The 11,946-nt window shown below is 65.2% G+C and carries 11 protein-coding genes; 9 read left to right on the top strand and 2 right to left on the bottom strand.

Annotation, left to right across the window (positions count from 1 at the left end):
* Nucleotides 1-164: 164 nt before the first annotated feature.
* The 9 genes from M9H71_RS17090 to M9H71_RS17050 all read left to right on the top strand — a co-directional run bounded on the left by M9H71_RS17090 (nucleotide 165) and on the right by M9H71_RS17050 (nucleotide 9,377).
* Nucleotides 165-1,043 carry a branched-chain amino acid ABC transporter permease gene (locus M9H71_RS17090; protein ID WP_164606071.1) on the top strand — a complete coding sequence of 293 codons (879 nt, stop codon included), beginning with the start codon at nucleotides 165-167 and terminating at the stop codon, nucleotides 1,041-1,043.
* Entirely contained in the window at nucleotides 1,043-2,029 is a 987-nt protein-coding gene (locus tag M9H71_RS17085; RefSeq protein ID WP_455406152.1) for a branched-chain amino acid ABC transporter permease, read from the top strand. Before M9H71_RS17090 ends, M9H71_RS17085 begins: the two co-directional genes overlap by 1 nt.
* Nucleotides 2,026-2,760, top strand: coding sequence for an ABC transporter ATP-binding protein (locus tag M9H71_RS17080; RefSeq protein WP_455406151.1), 735 nt, complete (start codon nucleotides 2,026-2,028; stop codon nucleotides 2,758-2,760). Before M9H71_RS17085 ends, M9H71_RS17080 begins: the two co-directional genes overlap by 4 nt.
* Nucleotides 2,744-3,448, top strand: a complete 705-nt coding sequence (locus M9H71_RS17075) for an ABC transporter ATP-binding protein (RefSeq protein WP_455406150.1) — start codon at nucleotides 2,744-2,746, stop codon at nucleotides 3,446-3,448. The genes M9H71_RS17080 and M9H71_RS17075 overlap by 17 nt, the downstream gene beginning before the upstream one ends.
* A 42-nt stretch (nucleotides 3,449-3,490) precedes the next feature.
* Nucleotides 3,491-3,688 (top strand): hypothetical protein, encoded by a 198-nt coding sequence (locus M9H71_RS17070; RefSeq protein ID WP_455406149.1) that lies wholly within the window; start codon nucleotides 3,491-3,493, stop codon nucleotides 3,686-3,688.
* Nucleotides 3,651-3,938, top strand: a complete 288-nt coding sequence (locus tag M9H71_RS17065; RefSeq protein WP_455406148.1) for a hypothetical protein — start codon at nucleotides 3,651-3,653, stop codon at nucleotides 3,936-3,938. Before M9H71_RS17070 ends, M9H71_RS17065 begins: the two co-directional genes overlap by 38 nt.
* 62 nt (nucleotides 3,939-4,000) lie before the next feature.
* On the top strand, nucleotides 4,001-4,780 hold the full coding sequence (gene otnI / locus M9H71_RS17060; RefSeq protein WP_455406147.1) for a 2-oxo-tetronate isomerase: 780 nt from the start codon (nucleotides 4,001-4,003) through the stop codon (nucleotides 4,778-4,780).
* 210 nt (nucleotides 4,781-4,990) lie between these two features.
* Nucleotides 4,991-8,185, top strand: coding sequence for an efflux RND transporter permease subunit (locus tag M9H71_RS17055; RefSeq protein WP_455406146.1), 3,195 nt, complete (start codon nucleotides 4,991-4,993; stop codon nucleotides 8,183-8,185).
* Nucleotides 8,175-9,377, top strand: a complete 1,203-nt coding sequence (locus M9H71_RS17050) for an efflux RND transporter periplasmic adaptor subunit (protein WP_455406145.1) — start codon at nucleotides 8,175-8,177, stop codon at nucleotides 9,375-9,377. Before M9H71_RS17055 ends, M9H71_RS17050 begins: the two co-directional genes overlap by 11 nt.
* A 169-nt stretch (nucleotides 9,378-9,546) precedes the next feature.
* Here the strand turns inward: M9H71_RS17050 and M9H71_RS17045 are convergent, their stop codons facing one another.
* Nucleotides 9,547-11,064, bottom strand: coding sequence for an acetyl-CoA acetyltransferase (locus M9H71_RS17045; RefSeq protein ID WP_455406144.1), 1,518 nt, complete (start codon nucleotides 11,062-11,064; stop codon nucleotides 9,547-9,549).
* A 41-nt stretch (nucleotides 11,065-11,105) separates the two neighbouring features.
* Nucleotides 11,106-11,885 carry an SDR family NAD(P)-dependent oxidoreductase gene (locus M9H71_RS17040; protein ID WP_164606081.1) on the bottom strand — a complete coding sequence of 260 codons (780 nt, stop codon included), beginning with the start codon at nucleotides 11,883-11,885 and terminating at the stop codon, nucleotides 11,106-11,108.
* Between the last annotated feature and the right edge of the window lie 61 nt (nucleotides 11,886-11,946).

The raw sequence follows: 11,946 nt of genomic DNA, 5'->3' as shown, positions 1-11,946 counted from the left end.
ACTATGTCTCCGGGCTGAACACTTGACCCGGCCATCCACGGACCAGAGCGATGCGCTCGCTTCGAAGACGTGGATGCCCGGGTCAAGCCCGGGCATGACGCGGTGGGTGGGGCGAAGCCGCTCCGTTCATTGAGCTCGCATAACCTGTCTGCGGAGACGCTGATTTGACCACCGCCACCATCATCCAGTCCCTCGCCAGCGGTCTGCTGATGGGACTTCTGTACGGCTTGGTCGCGGTCGGCCTGGCTCTGATCTTCGGCCTGATGGACGTCACCAACTTCGCCCACGGCGAGTTTCTGATGTTGGCGATGTACATCACTTTCTTTCTGTTCGCGTTCTTCGCAATCGATCCGATCCTCGCCGCTCCGCTCGTCGGAGCGGCGATGTTCATATTCGGCGCCGCGATCTACCTCTTGGTCGTCAGATTTGCGATGCGGGCCAAGGCCAATATCGGCATGGTGCAGATCTTCACGACTTTCGGCCTCGCCATCCTGATGCGCGGCCTCGCGCAGTACTTCTTCACCCCCGATTATCGCAGCATCAACGTCTCCTGGCTCGGCGGCAGAACGCTGGAGATCGGCGGCGTGTTTTTGCCGGTGCCGCAATTGGTCGGCGCGTTGGTGTCGATCGCGGCATTTGGCGCGTTGTACTTCTTCATGAAGAAGACCGATTTTGGCCGTGCGCTGGAGGCGACCCGCGAAGACGCCGGCGCGGTGGCGCTGGTCGGAATCGACAAGAACAAGGTGTTCGCACTCGGCTGGGGGCTGGGGTCGGCCTTGATTGGTCTTGCCGGCGCGGTGATGGCGATCTTCTTTTACATCTATCCCGACGTCGGCGCCTCGTTCGCTCTGATCGCCTACGTCACCGTGGCACTCGGTGGTTTCGGCAGCGTGTTCGGCGCCTTCGCCGGCGGCATCATCGTCGGTCTGGTCGAGGCGACTACCGCGATGATCCTGCCGCCGTCCCTGAAGTCGATCGGCATTTACGCCGTTTATTTGCTGGTTGTGTTCATTCGGCCGCGCGGCCTGTTCGGATCGATCTGATGGACGAGGCTCATCTCAAACGCCGCCGCCGCGACCTGATCGTCGCCGCACTGCTCACTGTCGCTGCCGCCTGCGCGCCACTGTTCGTCAAGGACGTCTACGTCCAGAACATCATGGTGCTGACCCTGATGTACGCGGCTCTGTCGCAGGCCTGGAATATCCTCGGCGGCTATTGCGGCCAGATCTCGCTCGGACATGCGTTGTATTTCGGGCTCGGCGCCTACACCACCGCGCTGTTGTTCACCAAGCTCGGCGTGCTGCCATGGTTCGGCATGATCGGCGGCGGGGTCATCTCGGCAGCGATCGCGCTGGCGCTCGGCTATCCGACGTTCCGGTTGCGCGGGCATTACTTCGTCATCGCCACCATCGTCATCGCCGAGATCGGCTTCCTGTTGTTCCACAACTGGGACTGGGCCGGGGCGGCGCTCGGCATCGACATTCCGGTGCGCGGCGACAGTTGGGCCAAGTTCCAGTTCGCCCGCAGCAAGCTGCCTTATTACTATTTCGCGCTGGTGTTCTGTTGTCTGGCCTGGCTAATCACCTGGTGGCTGCAGGATTCGAAGTGGGGTTATTGGTGGCGTGCGGTCAAGGACAACCCCGAAGCGGCCGAAAGTCTCGGTGTGGTGGTGTTTAATTCGAAGATGGGCGCCGCGGCGGTGTCGGCGTTCCTGACCGCGATCGGCGGCGCGTTCTACGCGATGTTCGTATCCTACATCGATCCTGAAAGCGTGATGACCTTCCAGTTCTCGCTGCTGATGGCGCTGCCTGCGGTGCTCGGCGGCATCGGCACGCTATGGGGGCCGGTGCTCGGCGCAGCGATCCTGATTCCGCTCACTGAACTGACGCGCTCGTTTGTCGGCGGTTCCGGCCGTGGTGTCGACTTGATCCTGTATGGCAGCGTGATCGTGCTGATCTCGCTGGCGCGGCCGGAAGGTCTGCTCGGGCTGTTCTCGCGCAAGCCGGCCTCGAAGGGAGCGCCGCAATGACGACGCCTCTGCTCGAGACCCGCGGCGTCTGGCAACGCTTTGGTGGCCTGGTCGCGAATTCCGATGTCTCGATCTCGGTGCAGCGCGGCGAGATCGTCGGGCTGATCGGTCCGAACGGCGCCGGCAAATCGACGCTGTTCAACCTGATCGCCGGTGTCTTGCCGCCGACGCAGGGCTCGATCATCTTCGACGGCGAGGACGTCACCAAGCTGCCGGCGACTGCGCGCTGCGCCCGCGGCATCGGCCGCACCTTCCAGGTGGTGAAGAGCTTCGAATCGATGAGCGTGATCGACAATGTCATCGTCGGCGCGTTGATCCGCACCACGGTGATGCGCGAGGCCCGGCGCAAGGCGCACGAGGTGCTTGCGTTCTGCGGCCTCGACGCGCGCACCGATGTGTTGGCGAGCCAACTTATTCCATCGGAGAAGCGCCGGCTCGAAGTGGCGCGGGCGCTCGCCACCGAGCCGAAGCTCTTGCTGCTCGACGAAGTGCTGACCGGCCTGACGCCGACCGAGGCGGAGAAGGGCGTCGAGCTGGTGCGCCGGGTCCGCGATGCCGGTATCACCGTGCTGATGGTCGAACACGTCATGGAGATCGTGATGCCGCTGGTCGACCGCGCCATCGTGCTCGATCTCGGCAAGGTGCTCACCGAAGGTAAGCCGGCCGACGTGGTGCGCGACCCGAAAGTCATTACCGCTTACCTTGGGGATCGTCATGCTGTCGGTGCGTGAGGTCACCACCGCCTATAAGGGGCTGGTCGCGATATCGAACGTCTCGATCGAGGTCGAGAAGGGCGAGATCGTCTGCGTCGCCGGTGCCAACGGCGCGGGCAAGTCGACGCTGCTCAAATCGATCGCCGGTGCCGAGCGGATCCGCTCCGGACAGGTGCTGTTCGACGGCGAGCGGCTCGACGGCGTGGCGCAGCATCTGATCACGGCGCGCGGCGTCGCCTATGTGCCGGAGAACCGCCGGCTGTTTCCGCGCCTGTCGGTGCACGACAATCTGCGGCTCGGCAGCTATCTGTATCGCGGCAAGGCAGATCGCGAACAGCCGCTGGAGTTCGTGTTCAGCCTGTTCCCGCGGCTGCAGGAGCGGCTGGAGCAGCGCGCCGAAACGCTCTCCGGCGGCGAGCAGCAGATGCTGGCGATCGGCCGCGCGCTGATGACGCGGCCGCGGCTGTTGATGCTGGACGAGCCGTCGCAGGGTATCATGCCGAAGCTGGTGAGCGAGATCTTCCAGTCGGTGAAAAAGATCCGCGACGCAGGCATGACCGTGCTGATCGTGGAACAGCGCATGGCCGAATGCCTCGAGATCGCCGACCGTGCCTACATCCTGCAGACCGGCCGCGTGCAGATGCAGGGCGGGGCTGCCGAGCTGATGGACAACCCCGACGTCAGGAAAGCGTATCTGGGTTTGTAAGAGCTGGTTCTCACTGCCCGTGTGCCGTGGTACACTGTCTCCATGAGCGTCGAGGACATCGAGAAGGCAGTCGAGCAACTTCCGGCCGACCAGTTCGCGCGTTTTCGCGCGTGGTTCGTGGCTTTTGATGCTGCGCGTTTCGACGAGCGGATCGCGCGAGACGCGGCCGGAGGACGGCTGGACGACTTGGCGGCAGATGCCATTGCCGAACATCGGCGCGGCGGCTCGCGAGAGCTGTGAGGCATTTGCCAGCTCCCGATTTTGGACAGCCTATCGGGCGTTGCCTCAGCCCATCCGCGCTCTCGCCGACAAGAACTTTGCGTTGTTGAAGGCCGATGCCGGTCATCCATCGCTGCATTTCAAGAAAGTCGGCAATCTGTGGTCGGTGTGGGTTGGCCTCGGTTACCGGACGCTCGCTGTGCCGGTGGACGAGGGGCTGTTGTGGTTCTGGATTGGCAGCCACGCCGACTATGATGCAATGCTCCGATGATGGCAGAGCTGCATCAAGTTCGAATCCGCTGAAGTCAGGTGTCTCCCGAGGATGATCATCCGATGCCACGCTTCGCAGCCAACCTCAGCCTGATGTTCACCGAGCACGCCTTTCTGGATCGCTTCGATGCAGCGCGGGCGGCGGGATTTGATGCGGTCGAGTTTCTGTTTCCCTACGAGGTCGAGCCGGCCGCGATCGCCGAGCGGCTGCAGCGCAATCACCTGAGTCAGGCGCTGTTCAACCTGCCGCCGGGCGATTGGGCCGCGGGCGAAAAGGGATTTGCGGCGCTGCCGGACAAGTTCGACGAATTGCAGCGCAGCCTGCACACCGCGCTGCCTTATGCGCTCGCGAGCGGCGTGAAGCGGCTGCATCTGCTGGCGGGCAATGCCGACCGCCGCGACGGCGCGGCGGCGCTGGCGTTCCGCCGGTCGTTGGCGGTTGCCGCGCATTTCTTCGCGCCGCACGGCATCGACGTGATGATCGAGCCGTTGAATGGCCGCGATGCGCCCGGCTATTTCCTCGACGATGTCGATTACGCCTACGACGTCGTCCGTGAGCTCGCCATTCCCAACCTGAAGCTGCAATTCGACGTGTATCACTGCCAGATCCTGCACGGTGACGTCACCATGCGGCTTCGGAAGATGTTGCCGGTGATCGGCCACATTCAGATCGCCAGCGTGCCATCGCGGCAGGAGCCGGATGGCGAGGAGCTCAACTATCCGTTCATCTTTGCCGAACTCGATCGGCTCGGCTACGCCGGCTTCGTCGGCGCGGAATATCGGCCGCGCGGCAAGACCGAGGAAGGCCTCGGCTGGTTTGCGTCCTACAGCACCGGAACCTGAGGCCGTCGCAGCGACGTCATTTGCTGCACTGCAATCAATCTGTCGTGAGCGCTGCGTGGAATGCGGCCAACAACCGTGAACCTTGCAGTTTGCACCGTGTTCGCCGGCCGGGCGACGCTTGGCTAATTGCACGGCCTTCGGTAAATCATCACAAGGGCCTGTCCGCGCAGGCGGCCCTTCCGCAACAAGAAGAACGGGACGACCCGACGAATGATTGCGCTGGTCCGCATCGCACTGAGCCGGCCGTACACATTCGTGGTGTTGGCGCTGCTGCTGCTGATCGTCGGGCCGTTGGCCGCGCTGCGTACCCCGACCGACATCTTCCCTGAAATCCGGATCCCGGTGATCGGCGTCGTCTGGCAGTACACCGGCCTGCCGCCGGATCAGATGGCCGGGCGTATCACCACGCCGTTCCAGCGCGCGCTCACCACCACGGTGAACGATATCGAGCACATCGTGGCGAACTCCTATGGCGGGTTCGGCATCGTCAAGATCTTCTTCCAGCCTAACGTCGACATTCGCACCGCGAATGCGCAGGTCACCGCGATCTCGCAGACCATGATCAAGCAGATGCCGCCGGGAGCGACTCCGCCGCTGATCCTGAACTACTCGGCGTCCACCGTGCCGATCCTGCAGCTAGCGCTCTCGGGCGACGGGCTGACCGAGCAGAACCTTGCCGACCTCGCCATCAACCAGCTCCGCACGCCGCTGGTGACGGTTCCGGGGGCGGCGATTCCCTGGCCGTTCGGTGGCAAGCAGCGCCAGATCCAGATCGACCTCGACCCCAACGCGCTGCAGGCGCGCGGCCTGTCCGGCCAGGACGTCGCCAACGCGCTGGCCGCGCAGAACCTGATCACGCCGGTCGGCACCCAGAAGATCGGCGAGTTCGAATACGTCATCCAGCTCAACAACTCGCCGCTCAAGATTCAGGACCTCGGCAACCTGCCGATCAAGGCGGTGAACGGCGCGATGGTTTACATCCGCGACGTCGCCTCGGTGCGCGACGGCAATCCGCCGCAGACCAACATCGTGCACGTCGACGGCAACCGCTCGGTACTGATGATGGTGCTGAAGGCCGGTGCGGTGTCGACGCTCGACATCATCGCGGGCATCAAACAGAAGGTGCAGGACGTCAAGGACGCGATGCCGGCGGCCCTGAAGGTCGCTTTCGTCGGCGACCAGTCGGTGTTCGTGCGCGGCGCCGTCACCGGCGTCGCCGTCGAGGGCGTGATCGCCGCGCTGCTGACCAGCGTGATGATCCTGCTGTTTCTGGGCAGCTGGCGCTCGACCATCATTATCGCGGTGTCGATTCCGCTGTCGGTGCTCGGCGCCATCATCTGCCTCTCGGCGATCGGCGAGACGCTGAACATCATGACGCTCGGCGGCCTCGCGCTCGCGGTCGGAATCCTGGTCGACGACGCGACGGTGACGATCGAGAACATCAACTGGCATCTGGAGCAGGGCAAGGAGGTCGAGCCGGCGATCCTCGACGGCGCCAACCAGATCGTGACGCCGGCCTTCGTCTCGCTGCTGTGCATCTGCATCGTTTTCGTGCCGATGTTCTTCCTGCAGGGGGTGGCGCGTTATCTGTTCGTGCCGATGGCCGAAGCGGTGATGTTCGCGATGGTCTGGTCGTTCCTGCTGTCGCGCACGCTGGTGCCGACGATGGCCAAATATCTTCTGAAGCCGCACCTTCATCACGACAGCCTCTCCGGGCGGAAACCGTCGCGAAACCCGCTGGTGCGCTTCCAGCAGGGGTTCGAAGGCGTGTTCGCCCGGTTTCGCCACGGCTACGGCGACGTGCTGACGCTGGCGATGGGACATCGCCGGACGTTCGTCGCCGGCTTCCTGTGCGTGGTCGCGCTGTCGTTCGCGCTGGTGCCGTATCTCGGCCGCAACTTCTTTCCGTCGGTCGATTCCGGCCAGATCCTGATGCATGTCCGCACCCAGGTCGGCACCCGGATCGAAGAGACCGCGAACCAGCTCGCCGAGGTGCAGAAGGCGATTCGCAAGATCATTCCGCCGGACCAGATCGAGACGCTGACCGACAACATCGGCATGCCGATCTCGGGCATCAATCTCACCTACAACAACACCGGCGTGATCGGCACCCAGGACGCCGATATCCAGATCAAACTGAAAGGCGAGCACAGGCCGACCGAACAGTATGTGAAGATCCTGCGCGAGCAACTGCCGCGGCAGTTTCCAGGCATGACCTTCGCATTCCTGCCCGCCGACATCGTCAGCCAGATCCTGAACTTCGGCGCGCCGGCGCCGATCGACCTGCAGATCCGCGGCGCCAATCTGCCGGCGAATTTCGACTATGCCGGCAGGCTGCTGGCCAAGATCAAGCGCATCCCGGGCGTCGCCGATGCCCGGATCCAGCAGTCGCCCAACAACCCGACCTTCAACATCGACGTCGACCGCACCCGCGCCCAATATGTCGGCCTGACCGAGCGCGACGTCACCAACAGCCTCGTCGTCAATCTGGCCGGCTCGTCGCAGGTGGCGCCGACCTACTTTCTGAATCCCGAGAATGGCGTGTCGTATTCGATCGTGATGCAGACGCCGCAATATCACGTCGATTCACTGAGCAAGCTCGAGACCATTCCGATTTCGGCCGCAGGCGGCGCCGGCGCGAGCGCGCCGATCCTCGGCGGCCTCGCACAGATCAAGCGCTCCGCCGGCAACGCGGTGGTCTCGCAATACGACATCCAGCCGATCGTGCAGATCTTCGCGACCACACAGGGGCGCGATCTCGGCGCGGTGTCGGCGGATATACGCAAGCTGATCGACGAGACCAGGGCCGAGGTGCCGAAAGGCTCCTCGGTGGTGCTGCTCGGCCAGGTCGAAACCATGAACAGCGCTTTCGCAGGCCTGCTGTTCGGACTGCTCGGCGCGATCGTGCTGATCTATCTGCTGATCGTGGTCAACTTCCAGTCCTGGGCCGATCCGTTCGTGATCATCACCGCGCTGCCGGCCGCGCTTGCCGGCATCGTCTGGATGCTGTTCGCGACCGGCACCACACTGTCGGTGCCGGCGCTCACCGGCGCGATCATGTGCATGGGCGTCGCGACCGCCAACAGCGTGCTGGTGATTTCGTTCGCGCGTGAACGCTACGCGGTGCTCGGCGATCCGGTGCAGGCGGCGCTCGAATCCGGCTTCGTCAGGTTCCGTCCGGTGCTGATGACCGCGCTGGCGATGATCATTGGCATGGCGCCGATGGCGCTCGGCCTCGGCGAGGGCGGCGAGCAGAACGCGCCGCTCGGCCGCGCCGTAATCGGCGGCCTGATCTTCGCGACCTTCGCGACGCTGATGTTCGTGCCGGTGGTGTTCAGCATGGTTCACAACAAACAGTCGGCGTCCGATGACGCGACTGCTCCGGAGATGTCGCATGTCCACTGATCAACCGCCGCGCAGGTCCCGTCGCGGTCTCGGCATCGCCGGCGTGGTGATTGCCTGCGGCGCGGTCGCGATCGTGGTCACCGGCATCAGCGCTCGCGAGAAGAGCAGCGCGGAGCTGCGGGCCTGGACCGACGAGCAGGCGATCTCCAGCGTCGCCGTGACGCGGCCGGACGGCAAAGTGCCGACCACGACGCTCGACCTGCCGGGCCGGCTGGAGGCGTATTCGCGGGCGCCGATCTATGCCCGCGTGTCCGGCTATGTGAAGAGCTGGAGCGCCGACATCGGTGCCAAGGTGAAGGCCGGCGAGGTGATCGCCGAGATCGAGGCGCCGGATCTCGACCAGCAGTTGCTGCAGGCGCGCGCCGATCTTGCCAGCCAGCAGGCGAGCGCGAAGCTGTCGGAGGCGACGCTGAACCGCCGCAAGACGCTGGTAGCGTCGAACTTCGTCTCGGCGCAGGAAATCGACGAGCGCACCGCCGACCTCGCTGCCAAGAAAGCCGCGGTGAATTCCGGCCAGGCCAATGTCGAACGGCTCGAAGCGCTCGCCGGCTACAAGAAGATCTCCGCGCCATTCGACGGCGTGGTCACCGAGCGCAACACCGACGTCGGTGCGCTGATCAACGCCGGCTCGAGCTCTGGCCCAGCGATGTTCGTGGTGTCTGACATCGCCAAGCTCCGCGTCTACGTCAACGTGCCGCAGAACTACGCGCCGCTGGTGCGGATCGGCGGCAAGGCGGTGATCGCGCTGCCGGAATATCCGGGGCGCACTTTCCGGGCGACGGTGGAAGCCTCGTCGCAAGCGGTCGACGTCGCTTCCGGGACGATGCGGATTCAGCTCGGGCTCGACAATTCCAAGGGCGAACTGATGCCCGGCGGCTTCGCCAATGTGAAGCTGGCGCTGGTCCGCGATTCTGCGCCGCTGCACATCCCGGCCAGTGCGCTGATCTTCAACCGCAGTGGCCTACGGGTCGCGACCGTCGGGCCCGATGATCGGGTCCAGCTCAAGCCCGTCACCATCGCCCGCGATCTCGGCCGCGAGATCGAGCTCTCGGCCGGTCTCACCGCTGCGGACCGCATCATCATCGCGCCGCCGGACGGCATCGCCGACGGCGAGAAAGTCCGCGTCGTTGCCGACGACGCCGCCAAGGCCGGCAAGCCGACCGCGTCGGAGAACCAGGACGTCAAGGGGTAGGGCGCGCCGGCGACTGCTTTCGCGGGACCGCCCACTCACGACCTCGGCAGTCATTGCGAGGAGCCGAAGGCGACGAAGCAATCCAGGGGCTTCGTACACCGACGCCTGGATTGCTTCGCTTCGCTCGCAATGACGATGGGAGATGCTCGCTCCCTAGACGAAGCGCTTCCTAGGAGTTGGCCGCGCGCCACTCCAGCACGCCATCCGCCGCCGTGGTGATCGGTCCGCGCGTGCCGACCGGGCTGCGATCCATGTTGGTCAGGAACGCCAGCGTCGCCTGATCCTGCGCCGGCACGCGCGCCAGCGCGCGGGCGCCGTCAGCGGTGCGCAGCATCACCACGCCGTGCTGCACCTCGCCGCGCCCGTCGTAGATCACGGTGAAACTCTCGATCCTCCCGTCGCCCGACGCCTTGTCGACGAATGGCGGCACCTGGCCATACGCGGCATCGGCTCTGGCCTGCACACTGACGTTCTCGTCGAGGTGGCCCTGCGGCGGCGTGCGCGAGACGACGAGGGCGTGATGCTTGGTGACGAAGCCGCCCTGGCCGTAGAGGAGGCCGAGCTTAGCGCCGTCGCGGAGGCGGCGGACCATCGCGCAGGCGGCGTGGGTCATGTAGGTGTTGAGCGGCGCGCCGAAGAAGGTGAGGCCGCCGGTGACGGTGGGCTCGACGTCGTCACCGAGCCCCAGCGTCCGCCGCGCCATCTTCGGCACCACAGGGAAGCAGGAATACAGTTCGATCGCGTCGAAGCTGCGGCCGTCGCCGCCGACCATTGTTTTGATAGTCTCCAGCACCGCGTTCTGCGCGTGGCTTTGCGCGAACTGATCGCGCGCCAGGTAATCGCGCGGCTCCTCGGCGGAAGCGCCGCCGTGGATGTAGATCAGTCTGTCCTCGGGGATACCCGCTGCGCGCGCCTTCGCCAGCGAAGTGAGCAGCACCGCGGAGCCGAAATTGACGCTCGGATTGGCGACCATCAGCTTGGTGTAGGGCCAGGCGATCAGCCGGTTATCGGATGAAGGCGTGGTAATCTCGTTCGGAGCAAAGGCGCGTTTGATCCAGGCGTTCGGATTGCGCGCAGCCTCCGCCGCGTAACGCGACCACAGCACGCCGGATTCGTCGAGCGCTTGGCGCGGCGTCTGACCCCAATGCGCGGCGGTCGCCGCCTCGTAAAGCGGATACACCGAGATTGGACGCGCAACGCCGAGCGTCGAGGCTATCGGCTGCTGGAATGCCGCGCCGCGCTTGGGCTCGGGCGCGTCGTGAGCGAACGGCGTCCATGGCAGGTCGATCTTGGCGCGCGCCGCTTTGGTCGCGGTCGATTGCGCCTCGGCGCCGCAGACCACGGCGACCTGCGCGTCGCCGCGGGCGATGCGCAGCGCGGCTTCGTGGATGAAGCGGATCGGGCTCTCGCCGCCGACCGGCCCATAGAAGCAGTGCCGCGGCGCGACGCCGAGCCGGCTCGCCAGTTGCTCGGCCGGCGCTTGATAGCGCCAACTCAGAAAGTTGACGACGTCGAGCGAGTCAATCTGCGGCAGCAGACTCGCGGCGCTGTCGTCGCCGGCGCGTTGCACGGCGGCTTCGAGTAGCGCCAGCGGCTCCAGCCCTTGCGCGATGTCCGTCGGGTGATCGGCAACTTCGCCGACACCGGCGATGACAGGAATGCGTTCGGGCGGGAGCGTGGTCGGCATTTGTTGCTTCTTGTTGCTTGGCAGGTTGGTCGAAAGCGTCGTCAGAACGCGGTGTAGCCACCGTCGATCACGAAGGTATCGGCGGTGTGATACGACGACGCCTTGCTCATCAGATACACCGCGATGCCGCCGAAGTCTTCCGGCTCGCCGAACCGCCGCACCGGAATGCGTGGCATCACGTTGGCGACGAACTTGTCGTTGCCCATGATGCCGGCGGTCATGTCGCTCTTGATCCAGCCCGGCAGGATCGCGTTGGCGGTGACGCCGTGGCGTGCAAGCTCGACCGCGAGCGCGCGCACCAGCGCATTGATCGCCGCCTTGGTGGCCGCGTAGTGCTCGTTGCGCGCGGTGCCGAAGATCGAGGCGAGGCTCGAGGTCGCAACCAGACGGCCGAACGGATCGCCGCCGGCGGCGCGCTCGGTCATGTGCCGCGCCGCGGCCTGGAAGGCATGGAACACACCGTCGAGATTGGTGGCGAACATCGAGCGCCACTGTTCTTCGGTGCGGTCGATGAAGGCCTGCCGGCCGCCGCCGCCGATGCCCGCATTGGCGAAGCAGCCGTCGACGCGGCCGAACGCTTTCAGCGTCGCGTCCATTGCAGCCTTGACCGACGCCGGATCGGTGACGTCGCAGATCTGCGCCTCGACCTTACCGGGCATGTTCGCCATGGTGGCCAGAGCGGCCTGGTTCTTCGTCGCGTTGCGGCCCCAGATCGAGACGTTGCAGCCCGCGGTTGCCAGCGCCTGCGCCATGCCGAGGCCGATACCACCGTTGCCCCCGGTGACGACCGCGACGCGGCCGCTGAGATCGAAAATGCTCATCCAGCGTTTCCATTTTTGTCTGTCGCGCGCTACACCCTGCATGCCGGTGCGCGCGCTGTGA

The organism is Rhodopseudomonas parapalustris (genome assembly GCF_053772255.1).
Note: the sequence above shows the minus strand (reverse complement) of the source record. Positions and strands in the feature narration are given on the sequence as shown.

Coding starts and splice junctions, on each gene's coding strand:
- otnI (WP_455406147.1), top strand. CDS start 4,001: ATGCCACGCTTCGCAGCCAACCTCAGCCTGATGTTCACCGAGCACGCC.
- M9H71_RS17075 (WP_455406150.1), top strand. CDS start 2,744: ATGCTGTCGGTGCGTGAGGTCACCACCGCCTATAAGGGGCTGGTCGCG.
- M9H71_RS17045 (WP_455406144.1), bottom strand. CDS start 11,064: ATGCCGACCACGCTCCCGCCCGAACGCATTCCTGTCATCGCCGGTGTC.
- M9H71_RS17070 (WP_455406149.1), top strand. CDS start 3,491: ATGAGCGTCGAGGACATCGAGAAGGCAGTCGAGCAACTTCCGGCCGAC.
- M9H71_RS17050 (WP_455406145.1), top strand. CDS start 8,175: ATGTCCACTGATCAACCGCCGCGCAGGTCCCGTCGCGGTCTCGGCATC.
- M9H71_RS17080 (WP_455406151.1), top strand. CDS start 2,026: ATGACGACGCCTCTGCTCGAGACCCGCGGCGTCTGGCAACGCTTTGGT.
- M9H71_RS17040 (WP_164606081.1), bottom strand. CDS start 11,885: ATGAGCATTTTCGATCTCAGCGGCCGCGTCGCGGTCGTCACCGGGGGC.
- M9H71_RS17055 (WP_455406146.1), top strand. CDS start 4,991: ATGATTGCGCTGGTCCGCATCGCACTGAGCCGGCCGTACACATTCGTG.
- M9H71_RS17085 (WP_455406152.1), top strand. CDS start 1,043: ATGGACGAGGCTCATCTCAAACGCCGCCGCCGCGACCTGATCGTCGCC.